The organism is Synergistes jonesii (genome assembly GCF_000712295.1).
Taxonomy (GTDB): domain Bacteria; phylum Synergistota; class Synergistia; order Synergistales; family Synergistaceae; genus Synergistes; species Synergistes jonesii.
This window is the reverse complement of sequence record NZ_JMKI01000051.1, coordinates 41,284-60,125: the sequence shown is the minus strand read 5'-3', so window position 1 is coordinate 60,125 and position 18,842 is coordinate 41,284. Positions and strand designations below refer to the sequence as shown.

Sequence of the window (18,842 nt, the reverse complement as noted above, 5' to 3'; positions counted from 1 at the left end):
GGTTTTGGGCGCGATATGGAGCGGAGCGAGCGATCTCCTTCTCAAGATACTTGAGTTTTTCTACGGGATCACGAACTCTTACGGATTTGCGATCATTCTCTTGACAATAGCGGTAAGGATCGCGCTGTATCCTTTGAACCAGAAGCAGATGCTCTCGATGCAGCAGATGCAGAAGATACAGCCGAGGCTGAAGGTCATCCAGGAGAAATTTGCGAACGACAAACAGAAAATGCAGGAAGAGACGATGCGTCTCTACAGGGAATACAAGGTCAATCCGGCGGCGGGCTGCCTTCCCCTTCTCGTACAGCTTCCTATATTGATTCTACTTTTCAATGTTCTGCGGACCTACGACTTCGCCGACACCTCCTTCTTCGGGGTGCTTCTCGGCTCTTCGACGACCGCCGGACTTTCCAAAGCGCTCGGCGTCGCGCCTGCCGCGAACGGAGAGTACCATATTATGACGGCGCTTTCGGCCCTCTTCACGAATCCCGGCGGGCTCGCGAACGTTCATTATTACCTCGGGAACCTCGCGCTTCTTGTCGGCATTTCCTTCCTGACCTGGGCTCAGCAGAAGCTTTCCGGCGGCAGCAACCCGCAGATGGCGATGATGAACACGATAATGCCCTTCTTCATGGCTTTTATATGCCTTTCGATGCCGGGCGGCGTGATGCTCTATTGGGGGCTTTCCTCTCTGATAGGAGTGGCGCAGCAGTATTTCGTGATGAAGAAGACGAGCGAGGAAATGGCCGTAAAGCCGGTGCTGCATAAAAACAAGCCGGTCAACGTGGCGGACGACGATGATGAGGAATAAATTATGAAAGATACGGAACAGATACCGATGCCAGAAATAGAAAGCGAAGTTTTTGAATGCGCCTCGATCGACGAAGCTAAAAAGAAAGGCGCGAAAAAATGGGGAATCAAGCCGGAGGACGTCGACGCTACGGTGCTCTCCGAGGATAAAAAGCTTTTCGGCCTGCTCGGCTCGACCTACAGGGTGGAAGTGAAGCCCTTCGCGCCGGTCTCCTATATACGCTCCTGCCATTTCGTCAATGAGATACTCGACAAGATGGATCTGGATCTCATTCCCGAACTTACCGACGACGGAATCATAAATCTCGTCGGTGAGGATGCAGGAGTCGTGATAGGGCGCTACGGCGAAACGCTGAAGGCGCTCGAGTATATCACAAACCTCGTCTGCCACGACGATATATCGACCCGCCGCGTCCGCTTCGACTGCGGCGGCTACCGCGAACGCCGCGAGCAGACGCTGCGCCGCCTCGCCGAGTCGATAGCGCGCGAGGCGAAGCGCAAGGGCTCGCCTGTGAGCCTTGAACCCATGACGAGCTGGGAGAGACGCCTGATACATATCACGCTGCGCGACAACAGGGACGTCGAGACGCGCTCGATAGGCGAGGAGCCGATGCGCCGCGTGCTCGTCTGCCCGCTTGGAGGAGCTTCGCGCGAACGCGGCAGACGCCGCCCGCCGCGCGGTAAGTTCAGCAACAGGTAAAAGGAAACGATGTTTCCGGTAATATTGAAAATTTCTTTTCTTGAAGTCCGCAGCTATTACGTGCTGTGGGCTTCAGCTTTATTTATATTCGTCGCATGGACGCGCAGGCGCGCCGAAAGGCTGTGGGGCATGGAGGACGGCGACGTGACTTCCGTCCTACTGCGCGTCTACTGCGCCGGCGTCCTAGGCTCTTACGCGGCCGCGGTGACCGAAAAGCTTCCGCGCTTCTTTGCCGGTGAAATAGCGCTGGGCGCCGCGCTTAGCGGGCTCGAGTCGTGGGGGGGAATTCTTGCCGGCGGGCTGACGGCGCTCTGGTCTCTGAAGAAGCGCGGCATGAGAATCGAAGCGTTCGCCGAAAGCGCGGCGCTTCCGGCTGCCGCGATGATGGCGGTCGGCCGTATAGGATGCTTTCTCGAAGGCTGCTGCGCAGGCGTCGGAAAATTTTACGCCTCTCCTCCCTGCTGGACCGTCCATATGCGGAACGACGCGCGCGGATTTTACCGCTTTCCCTCGCAGCTCGCAGAGTCGCTCCTCTCCTTTGCCTCGCTGCTTCTGCTTCTCGCCGTCGAAAAATATCTGCGGAAGAAGCGCGGCGGCACGAGACACGCGTTCTGCTTCCCGCTTTATATGCTTCTTTATTCGCTCTATCGGCTCCTCTTCGACGCGTACCGCGAAGCCGTCTCGCCGGAGGCGCGCGTGCTGTGGGCAGCCGCGGCTCTCGCCGGCGTCTTATGGCTTGCCGCATCTTTCATCGGAGAGCGCTGCGCTTCCCGCGGCTGACGCAAAGCGAGCGCAGGCTGAGTCGCCGTCACAAAATCCTCATAAAAATCACATATAATCTTTATTGACTTAGTTTGACCATACGCCTATTATAATGAAATGAAATAAATGGGAAAAAAACTCGGAGGTGTTTTTCCATGGGAAAGTTCGATTTGAACGGCGGAATTAAAAAATTCGGGGCGGCTTCGCTCGCCGCGCTCGTGCTCTTTGCCGGCGGGACGTGCGGCTCGTATCTCGCGACAAGATATACAGTGTCCGGCGGCGGTATCGAAAAAGCCGAAAGCCCGCAGGGAGCGGCGGCGGCCTCAACGGACTCGGAATACGCGCAGAGGAATCCCTACGTCGACATAGTGAAGAAGAGCTCTCCGGCCGTCGTTAACATCGACGTCGAGACGATGGTGACGCAGCAGCCGATGGTGAATCCTTTCAAAGGCGATCCGTTCTTCGAGGAATTCTTCGGAGACAATTTCTTCGGGCAGCAGGGGGGCCGGGCGCGCAAAGTTCCCGTCAGGGGCAAGGGCTCGGGCTTCATAGTCAGCAAAGAAGGCTATATATTGACGAACAACCACGTCGTCGAGGACGCGGACAAGATAAAGGTAACGCTGCTCGACGGGCGCATGTTCGACGCCAAGAAGGTCGGGCAGGATCCGACCTTCGACCTGGCGGTGATACAGGTCAAGGCGAAAGACCTGCCGTTTCTGCCGCTCGGCGATTCGAGCGTGACGCAGGTCGGCGAGCAGGTCGTCGCGATAGGGAACCCGCACGGATTTGAGAACACCGTCACTGCCGGCATAATTTCCGCGAAGAACAGGACTCTTCAGGCTCCCGGGGTGAATTTCCAGGGCTTCCTACAGACCGATGCGGCTATCAACCCGGGCAACAGCGGCGGTCCACTTATCGACCTTAACGGCAACGTCATCGGCATCAACACGGCTATAGTTCCCTACGCACAGGGCATCGGCTTCGCGATTCCCGTCAACATGGCGAAACAGATAATGGACGACCTCATCAAGCACGGCGAAGTGCGCCGCGGATGGCTCGGCGCGACGGTGCAGCAGCTTACGCCCTCGCTCGTCGAAGCGTACAAGATACCGGTCAAGGAAGGCTCGATCATAGCCGACATTCAGAAAAATTCGCCGGCCGACACTTACGGCCTGAAACGCGGAGACGTCATCGTCAAGGTGGGAGACAGCGTCATAAAGAACAGCGAAGACGTGGTATTTGCTGTGCGCAACAAGCTCGCCGGCGAGATCGTGCCGTTCGAGATATACCGCGACGGCAAGAAGATGACTATCGAGGTCAAGCTCGGCGACATCGACAGCGTGAAGGGCGCGAAGAGACAAACGACGGGCAGGCGCCCGAGGGCGGGCGAGGCTCCCGAAGAGTCGACCAAGAGGGGGATCTCCGTCGTTAAGAACAGCGAGGAGCTCGCGAAGGAGTATAACATCTCAGAGACTGAGGGCGTAGTAGTGACGAGGGTCGCGCCAGGCTCTCAAGGGCAGAATCTTGGACTGCGCAGGGGAGATGTGATTCTCGAAGTTAACCGCATCAAGATGGACTCGATAGCGGACTGGGAACGCGCGATGGCGAACGAAAAGGCGGCGCTCGGGCTTCTGGTCTCGCGCCGGGGACAGACGCTCTTCATCTCAGTCGGAGAATAAGAGATGGAGCCGCACCTCATGCAGAGCGAAGCGGCCGAATAAGAGGCAAGAAGCGGGGCACGCGCGAATCCGGCGTGTGCCCCGCTTGCTTCTCTCAGCGTCCGGCGTCGCGAAAAGCGGCTATTTCTTCCTGTAGCAAAAATCGCAGCAGTCACCGCCCTCCATCAGAGTTTTCGTGCGCGTCAGTTCGAGCCCTCTGTCGAAGCCGTCGAGGAACGCAAAATCGCGCGAGCATGAGATGACGGCGCCGAGTTCGCGGCAGCCGAGCTTTTCATAGAGTTCGGCGTAGGCGCAGCGCTTCACGTTGAACGAATACTCCCCCTCGTCGTCTTTTTTCTCTTCTATTTCGAGCTCGCCGCCGCTGTGCCACGCCGATATGCAGTTATTTTTCAGAGATTCAAGTCCGCCGCCGAATTTCGCTGCGACGGCTTCGCCTTGGGCGCGCGAAATTTTCTTCATCGCCTCTTTCGCCACCAGGCGCGCCCTTTCCTCTCCGATCTCGGCGGCGAACGCACGAATCAGCGGCGCGATCACCTTTGCCTCGATCTCTCTCTGACGAAGCAGAGGAACCTCATTGCCCTTTCCCATCAAAAAGCCTCCCTGTAAAATGAAATTAAAAATTTTGACTATATTCTATCATTTTTACGCCCGATTTATGGTATAGTCTAAACTACGCGGCACATACAATCATGAATGGGGGTCATTGGCATGAGTGAAGAAATAAATGAGAACATGAACGAAGAAGGGGAGCGCAGCCAGAAGATAAGCGAGCTTGAGGCGAAGATCGCCGAGCTCGAAGGGCAATTACGCGCTCTCAGCGGGGGCTACGGCGAAGAATACGACGAGGGCGATTACGAGGACGGAGAATGCCGCGTCGAAGAGGAAAGGCGCCTGCTGAAAAAGCTCAGGAGCGGGCTGCTCAAGCTCCACGAAGTTCTCGCTCCTCTCGCCGAAAAGTACAGGAACAGGCGCGGCGAGGTCGCCGAGAAGGCAGCCGAAAAGATATGCGAGCATCCGATCGCGGCAGTCGCGGCCGCGTTCGGGATCGGCTTCGTGGCGGCTAAGCTTTTGGAAAACAAAATCTGCCGCTCCGAGCGCTTCTATCGCTGACAGCTCCGGGCTAATACGCGGCTGATGCGTTTATATAGCGGCGGCGCTACATGAACAGGCTTACAGGACTCGTACTGAGTTTCTTTGATGTGCTCGAAGCCGAAGGGCGGCAATTCCGCAGCGGCGCGCTGAGCGTCATACGCGGCACGCTTTTTCTCTTCTTCGGCCTGGCCTTTCTTTTTGCCGGCGCGCTCGCCGCGGGATACGCTCTTTATCTCGTGCTCTCTTTGATGATCGGTCGTCCCGGGGCTGCTTTCGTTATAGCGCTGATGCTATGTGCGGCCGGCTCCCTCCTGATCAAAAAGTCGCAGCCTGACGACGGTGGCGGCGCGGCAGACGGCGGTGAGGCGGAAGATGCCGAGAAATGATGAGCTCGCTGCGGCGAAGAAAAGATTTGCCGCGGCTATGGATGATATGGCGCTCGATAGGGTGATCAGGCGGGCGCCGCTGCAGAGCGTCGCTTTCGCCGCCTTCGCTGGCGCGCTGGTCGCCGTAGCGGCGGGGAGCCTGCGCGCCGCGCCGATTCCCATAAGGGAGATATATTCGGTCTATAATCGCTTGGCAAGGCTGAAAAAATAATTTTTAGGAAGGCGCTTTTCGCGAATCAAAAAGGCCGGCGCTGCCGGCCTTTTTCCGCAATATCGAAATTTCCGCGCAGCGCCCGCTTAGAATTTTATCTTTGGAATCGCTTTCGCTTCTTCCTCGGCCTCGAAGTACAGGGCCTCCCTGAAGCCGAAATGACGCGCCACCAGCACGGCGGGGAAGGTCTGTATCGCGGTGTTGAGGTTGCGCGCGGTGCCGTTGTAGTAGCGGCGCGACATCTGAATCTCGTTCTCAATGCTTGAAAGCTCGTTCTGCAGATGCATGAAGTTTTCGTTTGCCTTGAGCTCGGGATAATTCTCAGCGACGGCGAAGAGCGAGCGCAGAGCGCCGCTCAGCGCGTTCTCGGCTTTCATGCGCGCTTCTGGGTCGTCTCCCGCGTTGTTGATCATCGACCTTGCCTCCGTAACGCGCTGGAAGGTCTCCTTTTCGTGCGACGCGTAGCCCTTCACGCTCTCGACGAGATTAGGTATCAGATCGAACCTCCTTTTCAGCTGCACGTCGATGCCGCTCCAGCCTTCGGCGTTGAGATTCTTCAGCCTAACCAGCCGGTTGTAGGTAGACATGAGCCAGAGTCCCACAAGCGCGGCGACCACAATAATCGCAGTTAATGCAACCACTTCAGCCAACTCCTTTTAAAAATTATTATCTGTTTTTATCTTCTCTGGCAGCGCATGAGAGAAGAAAACGCCGCCTCTTTCTGCGTTTATGTTCTTTTGTTAGCGGTTTTCCTCCTCTCAGGTCAGGCTAAAATCGTTGCGGAAATCAGTAAGCTGTGCTTTACTATATCACGTACGGAGGCCGCTTGTCGACAGTTCTCGCCTCTTTCGCGCTAAAATCATTCGACGTCGACTCAGGCGGCATACCGTGCTTTTACGCGGCGAAAGAGTCGGCACGGCGCAGTAAACGTAACAAACTCTGGAGAGTATGCCTATGAAGAAATTATTTGCAGCGATTTTCGCACTTGTGCTTCTCTGCGCGCTGCACGACGCCTGCGCGGCGCCGCAGACGTGGCTCAAAATAGTCAAAGGCGAACATCTGCTTTATGTGATGCGCGGCGACAAAGAGCTGGAGAAGTTCGCCGTCGCGGTCGGCAAAAACAGCGGCGATAAACGGAAGAAGGGCGACTGCCGCACGCCGGAGGGGATATTTTCCGTCAAGCAGGTGCAGGACGCGAGAAGCTGGTCCCACGACTTTCACGACGGCATGGGGCCGATTCAGGGGGCCTACGGCCCTTGGTTCATAAGGCTGAAGACCGGTTGGAGCGGCATAGGAATTCACGGCACCCACGACCCCCTCTCGATCGGCAAGAATGTCACAGAAGGCTGCATACGCCTCGCCAACGATGACCTCGACAGGCTGAAGAAAGAATATGTGACGACTGGCATGAAGGTCGTAGTCGTCAAGTAAGAGGCGCTTTCAAACTTGCGGGCTATAAAAATGCCGCCGGGGCTTCCCTGCGGCTCGTATCTTTTTTTGCAACGCGTTGCCGGCTAATCTTTCTGCTTCGTCACGCTGAGGCGGTTTTCCCCTTCCATGTTATGCAGAGTTAGCAGCGAACGGTAGTTCGGCACGGACTTTATCTTTGGCTCGTCGTAGGCGATGAAGACGCCGACGCCCGTAACCTCGGCTTCGAACTGCTTCGCCATCAGAAGCATTCCCGACGCGGTGCTGCCCCCGCGCATGAAGTCGTCGACGATGAGCACGCGGGCGCCCTGCTGCAGCTGGCGGGTGCCTATATACATGGTCTTGACGTCTCCGTTCGCCGTAGGATAATGGACGCCTACCGCCGCGCCGTCGCTCGGGCGGTTGCGGAAACGGCAGACGGCGAGCGGCACTCCGAGAGCGTAGGCCGCGAACATCGCGACCGGTATCCCTTTGACCTCCGACGTCATGACGACGTCCGGCTCAGTCTCGGTGAAAAGGGACGCCATGCAGTAGCCGAGCGTCAGGGCAGTTTCAGGGTTGAATATCAAGTCGCTGTAATATATGAGCCCCCCGGGAAGATTTCTTTCCGGGTCGGAGAGCCTCACCGCTATCTCGGAGAGGATAGTGTCTCTGTACTGCGGGGTGCACAGCGGAATAAAACGCGCGCCGCCGCTTCTGCCTCGGTCGACCTGCATCTGCCCGAAGCCCTCTTCTTCCATTGCGGAATTTATCACTTCCACGTCGTCGCTGATTACCGTCTTGGATACGTTGAATTTATTTGCAAGGTCGGTCAGCGATATGAGCTTTGACGGAGAGAGCATAAACTTCGCAGCTAATCTGACTAATCTTTCTGTTCTTTGACCTCTCATGTTTATCACTCCAGGTAATGTGTTTTTATTATCCATTTTTCGCGCGCGAAGCGCTCACTCCCGGCTCTTTCGGCCGCCTCGATGTCGGCGTAGAGCGCGAAGAAGGCGCTTCCGCTGCCGCAGAGCCCCCAGCCCGCGGCCCCGCTCTCTTCCGCGATTTTTTCCGCCGTTTTGTATTCGCCGTGTCTCTCAGCGAGCAGCGGATAGAAATCGTTCGGCAGCAGGCCGCTCCTGCCGCCGCCGGCGAGCGTTTTGACGCAGTTCCTCGCCTCGTTCGCGGCTTCCATCGGCGTCATCGGCGCGTAATCTCTGCCGCGCATTTCGTCGAGCGCCGAATACGCTTCTTTGGTATTCGAACTCCAAGAGGGAAAGGCGAGCAGCCAGCAGAGGGGCGGCGCGGCCCCGACCGGCTCGAGTATCTCGCCTATCCCGCGCGCTTCGGCCATCTCGTATTTCTGCGCGAGAAAGGAAACGTCGGCGCCAAGCTTTCCGATCTCGCCTGCCGACAGCGAAAGCGCATAATTGTCGGCAAGCCACGAAAGGAGGGCCGCCGCGTTTCCGCTTCCGGCTCCTATGCCGCTTCCGGCGGGAAAAATTTTATCAAGCTTCATCTTCAGCGCCGGTATTCCGCCGAAGGAGCGCCTTGCTGCGGCAAGCGCCTTTGTCACCAGATTTTCGCCGTCGATCTCCGTTCCGCTGACGTCCAGAGAATCTCCCATAATTTCATCGCAATTTTGAGAAATTGTCAACCTTTCGTCCGAATATTTTTTCCAAAAAAGTGAATAGAGTTCGTGATAGCCGTCAGGCCTGCGGGAAAGGACCCGCAGTGTCAGATTTAATTTCACGGGGCATGAGAGTGTAATTTCCATCTTTCTCCTCAAAGTGAAAATAACGAAAAAGCCCCGGCAGCAAGCCGGGGCTTTTACGAATCCGGTTAGATTATGCTCTTTCCGCTCGGTTCCAGCTGCAATTCGACTTCTTTTGTGAGCAGATCCGTATAGCTGAACGAGATGATGCTCTGCTGTGACTCAATGAAAACTGTGAAGAGGCTGGGGTATGTCTCCTTTATTATTCCTGTGCGCTCTTCAATTTTGCGTCTGCCGTTGGCTGCGCGGTAGGAGATTTTCGCCCCCTTGTGAAGGGATACCGTTTCCCGAATCGATTCTATAGACATCGCCATCTTCAACACCTCCGCCAATCATTTGGATATTGTACATCAAAATTGTGAAAAATGCAAATCAGCTGTATTTAAGCCGGGCGGCGCCTCTTTCGGCCCTTGCCCTTTGCTTACAATAAGCTGATTTTACTATATAATAACGGGAATGCGATTGGCGGGGGTAGAGCGTTGTGCCGAAGAAAAACGAAGATCTGATACTTTTTCTTATAGCGGCGGCCCTTTATTCGTTTGTCGTTTTTTATCTCCCTTTCGCCTGCCCGGAACTGCCCCATACTCTTTCGCAGAAAATAGAGGTCGTGATTCCCGGCGGAGCTTCCGCGCTGGAAGCGGCTGCGATTTTTGAAAAGGGCGGAGTCGCAGACGACGCTCAGGCGCTTTCGCACGCGATGGCCGAGTTGGGGATAGACCGTGCGATAAAACCCGGACTTTACAGACTTTTCAAATCGACTCCTAAAGGCGTAGCGCGCCAGCTTGCGAATGCGAAGCCGGAAGCGAATAAGATCACTCTCATCCCTGGCTCGGGCAGCCGCGCTCTTGCCGCGCTCTTCGACTACGAAGAGGGAGGGCGCGAGCTCTTCGTCGCTGCGATGAAGGACGACGGAAATTTTCACAGCGGGGTACGCGAATATCTCCCCGATAGCGCTGATGCTCGCATGATATTCCTTCTGCCCGAGACTTATTTCGTCGCCCCGGGAAAGGGTGCGGCGGCCGAGTTTATAAAAAGGGCGTCGGCTCTGTGGCTTGAACGCGTAGGTTCGGAGCTGCCGAAAAATTCGCGGAAGGAGGTCGTGCTTCAAAGCGGAATACTCGCCTCGCTCGTTGAAGGAGAGGCGAAGGCCGCAGACGAACGCCCACTGCTCGCCGGCATATTCTTGAGCCGCATGCAGAAAAAAATGCGGCTTCAATCCTGCGCGAGCGTCGTCTACGCGTGGGGCGAACGCGGCGTTAAGAAGAGAAATCTTTCGTACGGCGACTTGAAAATCGATTCCCCTTATAATACATATAGGAACGAAGGACTGCCGCCGTCGCCGATATGCGTGCCGTCGGCGCAGTCGTGGCTCGCGGCGCTGCACCCCAGGAAGAGCGATTTCCTCTTTTTCTTCGCGGGAAGGGACGGAAGGCACGTCTTCAGCAAGAGCTACGAAGAACACCTTAGGAAGCAAAAGGAGCTCGGACTGTGAAGCCGGAGATAGCGGCGCTGCATTTCACAGTGCCGCATAAGGATATATACTATATAAGCTGGATAATCGACGCGGCCGAAGGCATAGGCTTTTTGCAGACAGACGATGCGAAGGCGGGCAAAATTACGATTTTTTCTCCGAATGAGCAGCAGCGCTATCTCTTCGAACTGCTCGCGGCACTGCGCGCCGAAGGCGTAGATATTGAGGAAGATAAGGAAACAGAGGCGGACGAAAGAGACAATGAGCGACAAATTTGAATTCTTGCACGACAGCATAAAAAAGGCGCTGAAGGGCGGGGCCGACTACGCCGACATATATATACAGAGCGGCGAAGGGCATTCGCTGCATTACGAGGATGGAAAGATAGACGAGATATCGTCGTCTATATCCGACGGCGCCGGAAGCCGCATAATAATCGGAGGGAAAACTTTTTATTCGCATACGCCGGGAAATGCGCTCGCTCAGGTTTCCTCCTCCTTCGTAGACTGCGCGGAATCAGCTTCGATCGCGGGAATCAAAGCATCCGATTCGCACAGGCCTCTTATCGATCGCGAAACCCCCATGGCGCCGCCTTCGGCTGAATTCTTCCGCGAAATGGACGACGCTGTAAAAAAAGAGGCGGATTGTATACGCCAGACCTCTTACAGATATTCTTTGTTGCACAGGCGCTTCGCGGTAGTGAAGCCGGACGGCGCTACGGCGTTCGACGCGCGCTTTTATTCTTCTTTCTCCGTTCAGGTGATAGTCGAAAAGGACGGCGTGCTCCAGACGGGCAGAGAGCGCCGCTGCTTTTCGCTGCCGGAAAAAGATTTCTGGGAAACTTCTGCGCCTCTTGAAATCGCCGAGACGGCGCTGCGGCGCGCTGTGCTGATGCTCGGCGCCAGAGCGTGCCCCGCCGGCGTGATGAATGTGCTGATGGACGGCGAAGCCGGCGGTACGATCGTGCACGAGGCCTGCGGACATGGGCTGGAAGCCGATATAGTTGAAAAAGACAGCTCCGTTTACCGCGGTCGCATAGGCGAGAAGGTAGCGCAGGAGAACGTCACGATGGTCGACGACGCGACTCTCGCAGGGCTCTACGGCTCTTTCAGATGCGACGACGAGGGTACCCCCGCAGAACGCACGATCCTTATAGAAAACGGCGTGCTCAAGCGCTACATGACCGACGTGCTTTCGTCGTGGCTCTACGGTATGCCTTTAACGGGCAATGGTCGGCGCGAATCTTACAGGAGCGTCCCCGTGCCCCGCATGAGCAACACCTTCCTGCTGCCAGGACGCGACGACTTCGACGAGATGCTCGCGAGAGCGGAGAAGGGGCTCTATGTGAAGAAGATGGGAGGCGGCGAGGTCGACCCGACGTCCGGCGACTTCGTCTTCCACGTTACGGAAGGCTATCTGATCGAAAAGGGCAGAATCGGCGAGCCCGTGCGCGGCGCGATATTGACCGGCAACGGTCCGGCCGCGCTTGCGAATATCTCGGCTCTCGGCCATAATCTTGTCATGGACCCGGGAATTTGCGGCAAGGCGGGGCAGAGCGTGCCCGTCACTGACGGGCAGCCGTCGATGTTGATCGAAGGGCTCACGGTCGGAGGAAGCGAGGTTTAAATGGAAGAACAGCTGCCGAAAAGAAGGAAAAAGACGCAGAAGGCGGAGAGGGCAAAACGCGGACAGCGCATCGCGGATATAAAAGAGCGCGCGGCGAGGGGCTTGGCTCAGCTGGCAGCGGCGCTTAAAATCGCCGCCGTCCTGTTGTTGCTCTTCACTGTCTTTGTTATCGCCTCCCTCTACACCTCATGGACCGGAAATTTCGGCGCGAAAATCGCGGCGCTCCTTCTTACGAAGGTCGGCGGAGCCGTAATAATTCCGCTGTTATTCCTGCTCTACGCGCTCTCCTCCTCGCTGCTTTCAAGAGGCAGGGAAAATTTTTACAGACATCTTTGTTCTTCGACCGCTATTTTCCTGCTCCTTTCGTTGCTATTCGGCCTTAACTTTCTTACGGCGGACGAAGGGGAGGCGCGCCTCTGCTGGAATTCGGCCGGCAGCTTCGGAGCCTTGTTCAGCCTGCTGATTTACAGGACGACCGGGGTAGTGGGCACGTTTATAATCGGCGCCCTTTTGCTCTATTTGATACTTTTTGCATATAATATTCATATTTTATCATATATAAAACTGCCCAAACTGCCTTTGCTAAAGCTGCCCGAGTTCAAGCTCGCCCTGCCGCGCTTACGAAAAGGGGATGCTCCTTCCTATAGCGACGCCGATATCGCCGACGGCGCCGAAGCTGAGGAGGCTGAGTCCGCCGAAAATGAAAATGAAGAGGATGCCGGCGCTGAAGCGCCCTACGGAAAAGAGGCGCCGAACATCTCCGAGTTCGAGGAAGGCGACTACTTCGCTTACGGCGAGGAAAAGCCTGAGGGCTTCTGTGAGCGGGGAAGCGAAGGATACGATAATTATCGTCACGAAGAGGGAAGGCCGCGCGCCAGATACAGGATAACGAAGGTGCCGGACTCTTCCGGAACGGAATACAAGTTTACGAGAGAGCCCGGCGAAGAAGCTGAAGCAGACGTTTATGCCGCTTGGGGCGGAAAGCCGAAGCCTGAAGCGTCCGTCTTTGAAAGGAGGGCGGCAGCGTGCGGAGCGGCAGAGACATTGGAGGGTATGCCGCCCGCGGGACGTGCCGAAGAGGGCTTCGACGATCTGGAAATAGATTACAACGATCTCGAGAGCGTAAGGCGCGCCGAGGAAAGCGAAGCCGCGCGCGAAGGAGCATCGAACACGCCCGCCGTCGTGCAAGACCCCAGCTTCAACTACGGCGACGAAGGCGGAAGGCGTATAAGACAGGGAATATTCCCGCCGCCGATCGAAATATTCGGCCCCGCCGAATCGCGGGACGGCGAGATGGACGAGGAGCGGGCTGCGCCGCTCGGCGGCAAGATAGTGTCGACGCTCGCTCAGTTCGGCATAGAGTCGCATCTTGCGGAGATTCTCGTCGGTCCGACGGTCATACAGTTCAGGATACAACTCGCCCCCGGAGTTAAGGTCAGCAAGGTCGCCGCGCTTTCGAACGATATAGCGCTTTCGATGGCCGTTTCGAGCCTGCGCATCGAAGCGCCGATTCCCGGCAAGCCTTATGTGGGAATCGAGATACCGAACCCGAAGCGCCGCGGCATCCCGCTGCGCACCGTCGTCGAAGCCGACGCCTTCGCCGAAACGAAACTCTCCCTCCCTCTGCCCTTCGGCGTCGCGGTGAACGGCGATCCCGTAGTAGTGGGACTCGAAGAGCTGCCGCACCTCCTCGTTGCGGGGACGACGGGCTCCGGTAAAAGCGTTTTCATCAACTCTTGCATAGTCGGCCTCTGTTCTAAGCGCACGCCGGAGGAGCTGCGCATGATACTCGTGGACCCGAAGCGCGTCGAAATGGCCGTCTATGACAGACTGCCGCACCTTCTGACGCCGCCTGTCACGGATCCGAAGAAGGCCGTGCAGGCCCTCGCGTGGCTGATACGTGAAATGGAGAAGCGCTACACCACCTTCGCGAAGCTGCGCGTGCGCAATCTCGAAGGCTATAATGAAAGGGTGCTTCCGAAGGATCGCATCTACCATATAGTGATCGTCGTCGACGAGCTCGCCGACCTGATGATGACGGCGCCGAAGGAAGTCGAGGAATATATTTGCCGCCTCGCCCAGATGGCGCGCGCCACTGGCATTCACCTGATGCTGGCGACCCAAAGGCCCTCCGTCAACATAATCACAGGGCTCATCAAAGCGAACATTCCAGCGCGCGTCGCCTTCACTCTGCCTAGCAACGCGGACTCCCGCACCATCATCGACTGCGCCGGCGCGGAAAAACTTTTAGGCAAGGGGGACATGCTCTTCTCGTCTACTAAGCATCCGAAGCCGCTGCGCGTGCAGTCTCCGTGGATCGCGGACCAGATACTTGCCGACTGGCTGGCGTACATGACGAATACTTTCGGCGAGCCGGAATTTATAAAGATCGAAGATCAGGGGAACGGAGCCTCCGGAGGAAACGGCGGGGACTACGACGACGAGCTTCTCCAAGAGGCGCTGGAGACGGTCATGTCGACCGGCATAGCGTCGGCGAGCGGCCTGCAGCGCCGACTGCGCGTAGGTTTCTCGCGCGCGTCGCGGCTGATAGATATGATGGAGCAGCTCGGTATAGTGGGGGCGGCGGACGGAGCGCGCCCGCGCGAAATATTAGTGGACGAGGAGACTGCGAAAGAGCTTTTGGAAGATGCTGAAAGCGGCGGAAGCGATGAGTAAGGGGAATAAAAAAAGAGCCGCGCTAAACGGCTCTCTGTACTTTTCCGGAACGAAGGCACTTGGTGCAGATATGAAGTCTGCGCGTTTCTCCTCCGCCTACGTCTACCTTGACGCTCTGAATGTTGATGAGCCAGCGGCGTCTCGTATGGCGGTTGGAATGGCTGACGGCGTTCCCTGTTACGGGGCCGCGTCCGCAGCAGTCACAGTACTTTGACATTTGTTTCCCTCCTTGCTTCATTTAAAGCAGTCAACCTGCGTATTGTATCATAACGAAGCCGGAAGTTGCAACAGCTTATGGGCAAATCGGTCGAAGAGGAATCGCGCCGCGGGAATAAGAGCAAGTCTGGACCGCGCACGGCGGCCTGCCGCGGCGCATAAATATGAAAGGGGTTGTATCGGATGAATTTTGCCGAGAAGATGGCGGAGCTTGAAAAAATATTAAAGGAAATGGAGGGCGACGCGCTGCCGCTCGACAGCGCGCTCAGCGAATACGAGCGCGGCGTCAAACTCATTCGCGAGTGCCGCTCCTACCTTGCGGAGGCTCAGCAGAAGATAACGATGCTTTCGCAGGAAGAGGAAAACGACGTGGGGAAGGGCTCTGCTGATGAATGACAGAGGGATCGCGATTGTAAAGGAGAGGCTGGCCGCCGGCGCGTCGCTGATCGAAAAATACATCGCGGAAACGGAAACGATACGCGCGCGCGGCGTTCCGCCTAAGCTCTTTGAAGCGATGGAATACTCGCTGCGCGCCGGCGGCAAGAGGCTCCGCCCGATCTTGTGCCTTGAAGCCGCGGCGAAGTGCGGCGTAGCGGAGAAAAGCGCGATGCCTATGGCCATAGGTCTTGAGATGCTCCACACGGCGACATTGATACACGACGACCTGCCCTGCATGGACGACGACGAGATGAGGCGCGGCAAAGCGTCGAACCACGCTCTTTTCGGAGAGGCCCTCGCGCTGCTTGCGGGAGACGCGCTCTTCGTACAGGCCCTCGAATTTCCGATGGCCCGGCTCAGAGACATTCCGGCGCAGAATGTGCTCAACGCGATGAGGGCTTTCGCCGCGGCGATCGGCCCGGCCGGAGTGTGCGGAGGTCAGGCGCTCGACATGTTCGGCTGCGAAGGCGACGACGCGGCCGCGGTGAGCAGGATCGCGGAGCTGAAGACCGGCGCCCTCATAAAGGCCGCCGTGCTTACCGGAGCTTCCCTCGGCTGCACCGACGAAAGGCTCCTTGCAAAATACGCCGAATACGCTGAGCATCTCGGTTCCGCCTTTCAGATAGTAGATGATATACTTGACTCGACCGCGACAGCGGAGGAACTCGGCAAGACGCCGGGCAAGGACGCCGAGCAGGGCAAGCTGACGCATGTCAGCGTTTACGGCGTTGAACGCGCGCGCGAAATGGCGGCGCGGGAATCCGCCGCGGCTAAGGACGCGCTTGCGGGGCTCTTCGCGGAAGATGATTTTTTAATGCTTCTGCCCGAGTATTTGGCGTGCAGGAGCCATTAAGGTGCATAATAAAACACAGATTATTGGGGTGGAGTTGAGTGTCAATGAGCCTTTTAAAGTCTGTCGGGGATTTCAGAGGCCTTTACGGGCTTGGAGAAAATGAATTGAATGCGCTCTGCGCCGAGCTCAGAGAGAAGATATTAGAAGTCTCACTGAGAAACGGCGGGCATTTGAGCTCGTCGCTCGGGGCTGTGGAGCTTACGGTAGCGCTTCTGCGCGTTTTCAATCCCGACGCCGACAAGATTATCTTCGACGTCGGGCATCAGTGCTACGCGTATAAAATTTTGACGAAGCGTATGGACGCCTTTGAAACGCTGCGCAGAAAGGGAGGGCTCGCCGGCTTTCCGCGGCTCAACGACAGCCCATACGACTTTTTCACGACGGGGCACAGCAGCACGTCGATATCCGCCGCGGCAGGCTATGCAAAGGCGCGCGATCTGAAGGGCGAGGACCACGAGGTCGTCGCCGTGATCGGCGACGGCGCCCTGCTGAACGGCGTCTCCTTCGAGGCCCTCAACGCGCTCGACGACCTGCATACGAAGGTCATAATCATCCTCAACGACAACAAGATGTCGATAAGCCCGCGCGTGGGAGGAATGGCGCAGCACCTTGCGAGACTCGCGGTCAACCCTGCGTACAAAAAACTCAAGGAGTGCATAAAGGCGCAGTGTGAAGGCAGCGAAAAGGGTCAGAACATCAAGCACGCGCTCTCCGGTATAAAGCTGAAATTAAAATCGCTGCTGCTCCCGACGAACATCTTCGAAGAGATGAACATCAGCTACTGGGGGCCCTTCGACGGACACAATATAGCGGAGATGGAAAAGGTCTTCCGGCTTGCGCGCGATTACGACGAATCTCTTTTGATACACGTTATGACGAAAAAGGGCAAGGGCTTCGCGCAGACGGAAAAATATCCCTGCTTCTTCCACGGCGTGGGGCCTGGGACGGATATCGACGCGCCGGAGAAGCTGAGCCCAGCGCCTCCGAGCTGGAGCGGCGTCATGGCCGACGCGCTGCGCGCCCTGGCGAAGGAAGATCCGCGCGTGATAGTCTGCACGGCCGCGATGAAAGACGGTACAAAGCTCGGTGCTTTCGCGAAAGAAAATCCGGCGCGCTTTTTCGACACAGGCATAGCGGAGGAGCATACTCTCGTCTACGCCGCGGGGCTCGCCGCAGCTGGGCTGCTGCCGGTCGTATGCATATATTCGACCTTTTTGCAACGAGGCGCGGATCAAATAGTGCATGATATATGCCTTCCAAAACTGCCTGTATTGCTGGGAATAGACCGCGCCGGACTTGTCGGCGAAGACGGGGAGACGCACCAAGGAATCCTTGACGTGCCGTGGCTGCGCGCCGTGCCGAACGTGACGCTCGCGGCCCCGCGCGACGCGGTAGATCTGAGATTTTTCCTGCGCGAATGGAAGAAGCGCGAAATACCGATGGCGCTGCGCTATCCGCGCGGCGGAGCTCCGCTCCGCCTTCTTTCGTCGTCCGGCGAAAGGAGGCCGGCTCCCTGGGGCAAGCTTGAACTCTTGAGAGAGGGAAGCGGCGTATGTCTCGTCGGAGTCGGAAGCACGGTGGAACTGATGCTCGAAAGCGCCGATGAAATAGAAAAAAGCACGGGGAGGCGCCCGACCGTCGTCGACCTGCGCTTTATAAAACCTCTCGACTGCGAAGGGCTCGACGCCCTCCTTTCCTCTCACCCGCGAATCGTCACGGCCGAAGAAAGCGCGCTCGCAGGCGGCGTCGGCGAGGCGATAGCGGCCTACGCCAAGGGGCGCGGATTTGCCGCGCGGGTATTCTCGGCCGGCGTGCCCGACCGCTTCATCCCGCACGCCTCAAGGCAGGAGCAGTGGGATGAATGCGGCCTTTCGCCGGAAAATATCCTGAGGCTCGCTCTTTCATGACGAAAGAAAAGCCCGTCCGCCTCGATAAGTTCGTAAGCGACAGGAAAATGGCCGCATCGCGGGCCGCCGCGCGGAATTATATCGAAGAGGGGCGCGTTTCGGTGAACGGCGTCGTCGTGACGAAGCCCGCCTCGATGGTCCGTCCGGACGCGGACGTCAAGATAGACGCGCCGGAAAAAGAATGGGTCAGCAGGGGCGCGTATAAGTTGCTGAAGGCGATGGAGAGCTTCGCCGTCGATGCGCGCGGCAGACGCTGCGTAGACATCGGAGCGTCGACCGGCGGCTTCACCGAAGTCCTGCTCGAGCGCGGAGCCGCCCATGTCTATTCCGTCGACGTAGGCTACGGGCAGCTCGCGTGGAAGCTCCGCGGCGACGAAAGAGTCACGGCGCTCGAACGCACGAACGCACGAAACCTGACTATCGAGATGATAGAGGGCGAAAAGGCCGACATAATCGTTTCGGACGCCTCTTTCATATCGGCGAAGCTGCTGCTGCCGAAGATGGAGGAGCTTCTAAAAGACGACGGTGCGATCGTGCTGCTCGTCAAGCCACAGTTCGAGGCGGGGCACGAAAGGGTCGGCAAGGGAGTAGTGACGGATCCCGCTCTTCATATTACGATTTTGAACGAGCTCGCCGATTTTATCGAACAGCGTACGGCGCTGTCGCTCGAGGCGGCGGATTACTCTCCGATACGCGGTCCCGAGGGGAATATAGAATTCCTCTTTTTCCTGAAACGGAGGGTGAATTTTTCGCTCAAGGAAAGGCCGGATTTTGATAAAATGGTCGCGGAGGCGCATATCAAAAGCCGCGCTCATCCTAAATAAAGGAGGC

Annotated in this window: 22 protein-coding genes; 16 read left to right on the top strand and 6 right to left on the bottom strand. The window is 57.2% G+C overall.

Going from position 1 to position 18,842, the window contains the following annotated elements; genetic code table 11:
- Positions 1–4: 4 nt before the first annotated feature.
- The 4 genes from EH55_RS11875 (at position 5) to EH55_RS11860 (ending at position 3,951) form a co-directional block, all read left to right on the top strand.
- Entirely contained in the window at positions 5–811 is an 807-nt protein-coding gene (locus EH55_RS11875) for a YidC/Oxa1 family membrane protein insertase (protein WP_037978164.1), read from the top strand.
- A gap of 3 nt (positions 812–814) precedes the next feature.
- Complete coding sequence (gene jag / locus EH55_RS11870) at positions 815–1,510, top strand: RNA-binding cell elongation regulator Jag/EloR (protein WP_051682880.1); 696 nt, start codon at positions 815–817, stop codon at positions 1,508–1,510.
- Positions 1,511–1,519: 9 nt separating this feature from the next.
- Entirely contained in the window at positions 1,520–2,290 is a 771-nt protein-coding gene (locus EH55_RS11865; RefSeq protein WP_037978161.1) for a prolipoprotein diacylglyceryl transferase family protein, read from the top strand.
- 137 nt (positions 2,291–2,427) lie between these two features.
- Positions 2,428–3,951, top strand: coding sequence for a Do family serine endopeptidase (locus EH55_RS11860; RefSeq protein WP_037978160.1), 1,524 nt, complete (start codon positions 2,428–2,430; stop codon positions 3,949–3,951).
- A 120-nt stretch (positions 3,952–4,071) separates the two neighbouring features.
- Here EH55_RS11860 and EH55_RS11855 read toward each other — a convergent pair whose 3' ends face one another.
- Positions 4,072–4,539: an L-2-amino-thiazoline-4-carboxylic acid hydrolase gene (locus tag EH55_RS11855; RefSeq protein ID WP_037978159.1), complete on the bottom strand. Its 468-nt coding sequence runs from the start codon at positions 4,537–4,539 to the stop codon at positions 4,072–4,074.
- 120 nt (positions 4,540–4,659) lie between these two features.
- Here EH55_RS11855 and EH55_RS11850 point away from each other — a divergent pair, with 120 nt between their 5' ends.
- Genes EH55_RS11850 through EH55_RS11840 form a run of 3 tightly spaced genes read left to right on the top strand, consistent with a single transcriptional unit; the run spans position 4,660 to position 5,640 of the window.
- Positions 4,660–5,061: a hypothetical protein gene (locus EH55_RS11850; protein WP_037978158.1), complete on the top strand. Its 402-nt coding sequence runs from the start codon at positions 4,660–4,662 to the stop codon at positions 5,059–5,061.
- Between the two features lie 50 nt (positions 5,062–5,111).
- On the top strand, positions 5,112–5,429 hold the full coding sequence (locus EH55_RS11845) for a hypothetical protein (protein ID WP_051682879.1): 318 nt from the start codon (positions 5,112–5,114) through the stop codon (positions 5,427–5,429).
- Positions 5,416–5,640 (top strand): hypothetical protein, encoded by a 225-nt coding sequence (locus EH55_RS11840; protein WP_037978156.1) that lies wholly within the window; start codon positions 5,416–5,418, stop codon positions 5,638–5,640. Before EH55_RS11845 ends, EH55_RS11840 begins: the two co-directional genes overlap by 14 nt.
- An 86-nt stretch (positions 5,641–5,726) precedes the next feature.
- Here EH55_RS11840 and EH55_RS11835 read toward each other — a convergent pair whose 3' ends face one another.
- Complete coding sequence (locus EH55_RS11835) at positions 5,727–6,281, bottom strand: LemA family protein (protein WP_037978153.1); 555 nt, start codon at positions 6,279–6,281, stop codon at positions 5,727–5,729.
- A 313-nt stretch (positions 6,282–6,594) separates the two neighbouring features.
- Between EH55_RS11835 and EH55_RS11830 the strand changes: the two genes are divergently transcribed.
- The gene (locus EH55_RS11830; RefSeq protein WP_081839577.1) at positions 6,595–7,071 is read left to right on the top strand and encodes a L,D-transpeptidase; all 477 of its coding nucleotides are present in this window, start codon (positions 6,595–6,597) and stop codon (positions 7,069–7,071) included.
- 83 nt (positions 7,072–7,154) lie between these two features.
- On the opposite strand, the gene EH55_RS11825 is transcribed toward EH55_RS11830, so the two are convergent.
- The 3 genes from EH55_RS11825 to EH55_RS11815 form a co-directional block, all read right to left on the bottom strand.
- Positions 7,155–7,958: a phosphoribosyltransferase family protein gene (locus tag EH55_RS11825; RefSeq protein ID WP_037978150.1), complete on the bottom strand. Its 804-nt coding sequence runs from the start codon at positions 7,956–7,958 to the stop codon at positions 7,155–7,157.
- A gap of 5 nt (positions 7,959–7,963) precedes the next feature.
- The gene (locus EH55_RS11820; RefSeq protein WP_141730564.1) at positions 7,964–8,677 is read right to left on the bottom strand and encodes a GHMP family kinase ATP-binding protein; all 714 of its coding nucleotides are present in this window, start codon (positions 8,675–8,677) and stop codon (positions 7,964–7,966) included.
- Positions 8,678–8,892: 215 nt separating this feature from the next.
- Complete coding sequence (locus EH55_RS11815; protein WP_037978148.1) at positions 8,893–9,138, bottom strand: Veg family protein; 246 nt, start codon at positions 9,136–9,138, stop codon at positions 8,893–8,895.
- A gap of 167 nt (positions 9,139–9,305) precedes the next feature.
- On the opposite strand from EH55_RS11815, the gene mltG reads away from it, so the two are divergent.
- Genes mltG through EH55_RS14280 form a run of 4 tightly spaced genes read left to right on the top strand, consistent with a single transcriptional unit; the run spans position 9,306 to position 14,597 of the window.
- Complete coding sequence (gene mltG / locus EH55_RS11810) at positions 9,306–10,316, top strand: endolytic transglycosylase MltG (protein WP_051682877.1); 1,011 nt, start codon at positions 9,306–9,308, stop codon at positions 10,314–10,316.
- Positions 10,313–10,573 carry a DUF4911 domain-containing protein gene (locus tag EH55_RS11805; protein WP_037978146.1) on the top strand — a complete coding sequence of 87 codons (261 nt, stop codon included), beginning with the start codon at positions 10,313–10,315 and terminating at the stop codon, positions 10,571–10,573. The genes mltG and EH55_RS11805 overlap by 4 nt, the downstream gene beginning before the upstream one ends.
- Positions 10,557–11,921 carry a TldD/PmbA family protein gene (locus tag EH55_RS11800; protein WP_037978144.1) on the top strand — a complete coding sequence of 455 codons (1,365 nt, stop codon included), beginning with the start codon at positions 10,557–10,559 and terminating at the stop codon, positions 11,919–11,921. Before EH55_RS11805 ends, EH55_RS11800 begins: the two co-directional genes overlap by 17 nt.
- Positions 11,922–14,597, top strand: a complete 2,676-nt coding sequence (locus tag EH55_RS14280; RefSeq protein WP_141730563.1) for a DNA translocase FtsK — start codon at positions 11,922–11,924, stop codon at positions 14,595–14,597. It abuts the gene before it with no gap.
- Positions 14,598–14,619: 22 nt separating this feature from the next.
- Here the strand turns inward: EH55_RS14280 and rpmB are convergent, their stop codons facing one another.
- Positions 14,620–14,814 carry a 50S ribosomal protein L28 gene (rpmB, locus tag EH55_RS13985; protein ID WP_081839576.1) on the bottom strand — a complete coding sequence of 65 codons (195 nt, stop codon included), beginning with the start codon at positions 14,812–14,814 and terminating at the stop codon, positions 14,620–14,622.
- A 182-nt stretch (positions 14,815–14,996) separates the two neighbouring features.
- Here rpmB and xseB point away from each other — a divergent pair, with 182 nt between their 5' ends.
- Genes xseB through EH55_RS11770 form a run of 4 tightly spaced genes read left to right on the top strand, consistent with a single transcriptional unit; the run spans position 14,997 to position 18,835 of the window.
- Positions 14,997–15,209 carry an exodeoxyribonuclease VII small subunit gene (xseB, locus tag EH55_RS11785; RefSeq protein WP_037978142.1) on the top strand — a complete coding sequence of 71 codons (213 nt, stop codon included), beginning with the start codon at positions 14,997–14,999 and terminating at the stop codon, positions 15,207–15,209.
- Positions 15,202–16,104, top strand: coding sequence for a polyprenyl synthetase family protein (locus EH55_RS11780; protein ID WP_037978140.1), 903 nt, complete (start codon positions 15,202–15,204; stop codon positions 16,102–16,104). The genes xseB and EH55_RS11780 overlap by 8 nt, the downstream gene beginning before the upstream one ends.
- A gap of 44 nt (positions 16,105–16,148) precedes the next feature.
- On the top strand, positions 16,149–18,011 hold the full coding sequence (gene dxs, locus EH55_RS11775; RefSeq protein WP_037978139.1) for a 1-deoxy-D-xylulose-5-phosphate synthase: 1,863 nt from the start codon (positions 16,149–16,151) through the stop codon (positions 18,009–18,011).
- Positions 18,008–18,835 carry a TlyA family RNA methyltransferase gene (locus EH55_RS11770; RefSeq protein WP_037978212.1) on the top strand — a complete coding sequence of 276 codons (828 nt, stop codon included), beginning with the start codon at positions 18,008–18,010 and terminating at the stop codon, positions 18,833–18,835. Before dxs ends, EH55_RS11770 begins: the two co-directional genes overlap by 4 nt.
- Positions 18,836–18,842: the final 7 nt, after the last annotated feature.

Excerpts from the sequence above, each read along its gene's own strand:
- jag (WP_051682880.1), top strand. The coding sequence starts at position 815 with ATGAAAGATACGGAACAGATACCGATGCCAGAAATAGAAAGCGAAGTT.
- EH55_RS11865 (WP_037978161.1), top strand. The coding sequence starts at position 1,520 with ATGTTTCCGGTAATATTGAAAATTTCTTTTCTTGAAGTCCGCAGCTAT.
- EH55_RS11860 (WP_037978160.1), top strand. The coding sequence starts at position 2,428 with ATGGGAAAGTTCGATTTGAACGGCGGAATTAAAAAATTCGGGGCGGCT.
- EH55_RS11855 (WP_037978159.1), bottom strand. The coding sequence starts at position 4,539 with ATGGGAAAGGGCAATGAGGTTCCTCTGCTTCGTCAGAGAGAGATCGAG.
- EH55_RS11850 (WP_037978158.1), top strand. The coding sequence starts at position 4,660 with ATGAGTGAAGAAATAAATGAGAACATGAACGAAGAAGGGGAGCGCAGC.
- EH55_RS11845 (WP_051682879.1), top strand. The coding sequence starts at position 5,112 with ATGAACAGGCTTACAGGACTCGTACTGAGTTTCTTTGATGTGCTCGAA.
- EH55_RS11840 (WP_037978156.1), top strand. The coding sequence starts at position 5,416 with ATGCCGAGAAATGATGAGCTCGCTGCGGCGAAGAAAAGATTTGCCGCG.
- EH55_RS11830 (WP_081839577.1), top strand. The coding sequence starts at position 6,595 with ATGAAGAAATTATTTGCAGCGATTTTCGCACTTGTGCTTCTCTGCGCG.
- EH55_RS11825 (WP_037978150.1), bottom strand. The coding sequence starts at position 7,958 with ATGAGAGGTCAAAGAACAGAAAGATTAGTCAGATTAGCTGCGAAGTTT.
- EH55_RS11820 (WP_141730564.1), bottom strand. The coding sequence starts at position 8,677 with ATGGGAGATTCTCTGGACGTCAGCGGAACGGAGATCGACGGCGAAAAT.
- EH55_RS11815 (WP_037978148.1), bottom strand. The coding sequence starts at position 9,138 with ATGGCGATGTCTATAGAATCGATTCGGGAAACGGTATCCCTTCACAAG.
- EH55_RS11800 (WP_037978144.1), top strand. The coding sequence starts at position 10,557 with ATGAGCGACAAATTTGAATTCTTGCACGACAGCATAAAAAAGGCGCTG.
- EH55_RS14280 (WP_141730563.1), top strand. The coding sequence starts at position 11,922 with ATGGAAGAACAGCTGCCGAAAAGAAGGAAAAAGACGCAGAAGGCGGAG.
- rpmB (WP_081839576.1), bottom strand. The coding sequence starts at position 14,814 with ATGTCAAAGTACTGTGACTGCTGCGGACGCGGCCCCGTAACAGGGAAC.
- xseB (WP_037978142.1), top strand. The coding sequence starts at position 14,997 with ATGAATTTTGCCGAGAAGATGGCGGAGCTTGAAAAAATATTAAAGGAA.
- EH55_RS11780 (WP_037978140.1), top strand. The coding sequence starts at position 15,202 with ATGAATGACAGAGGGATCGCGATTGTAAAGGAGAGGCTGGCCGCCGGC.
- dxs (WP_037978139.1), top strand. The coding sequence starts at position 16,149 with ATGAGCCTTTTAAAGTCTGTCGGGGATTTCAGAGGCCTTTACGGGCTT.
- EH55_RS11770 (WP_037978212.1), top strand. The coding sequence starts at position 18,008 with ATGACGAAAGAAAAGCCCGTCCGCCTCGATAAGTTCGTAAGCGACAGG.